General features: G+C 32.3%; 1 protein-coding gene. It reads right to left on the bottom strand.

The features are described 5' to 3' along the window. The coding region (gene rdgC, locus DNJ75_RS15880) for a recombination-associated protein RdgC (protein WP_170137238.1) at positions 1–100 on the bottom strand (100 nt) is incomplete at its 3' end. Positions 101–569: the final 469 nt, after the last annotated feature.

A 569-nucleotide genomic window follows, 5' to 3' on the forward strand; every position in this document is an offset into this window, starting at 1 on the left:
ATGGGCTAAACTGATGCTCTTCCAGGCTTTTTTCAATCATTTCAAATGATAAATCAAACGGCTCGATAAATTCAAATAGTGCTATATTTTTAAACCACATCGCATCATACTCCTTATTTGCTGTGTCTTAAATATCATAAAATATCAGTATCGATATTTCAAGATATTATTTAGTCTTAAATCATGTCAACTGATGAGTTTATTGCCAAGAAAGCAGATTTTTAGATTTTTCTACAGCTTCCGTTTTCCCGTTGCTAAATTTAACTGTTTTTGGATGAATTCAATATTTACGCATTTTAAAGCTCACTATGCTGTTTTCATGGCTTTGGTAAGCAAGTGCATTGCCATGCGTGAGAAATCCTTATTATCGCAATTTATGAGCGCCTAATTTTCAGTCAGCTGCTCAAAATTTTGTAAATCCTGATTTATTACATTTATTTTATTTAGTCAAGAGAATGAGCCTTCTCTGTACTTAAATTCAATTCGGCAACCAAATCCAAATCTTAGGTGCTAAGATTTAACAGGGCTAGATGAGCAAAGTAGAATGCACTATAGTCATTAATATGTAA

Source organism: Cysteiniphilum litorale (assembly GCF_003428165.1).
GTDB classification, from domain to species: domain Bacteria; phylum Pseudomonadota; class Gammaproteobacteria; order Francisellales; family Francisellaceae; genus Caedibacter; species Caedibacter litoralis.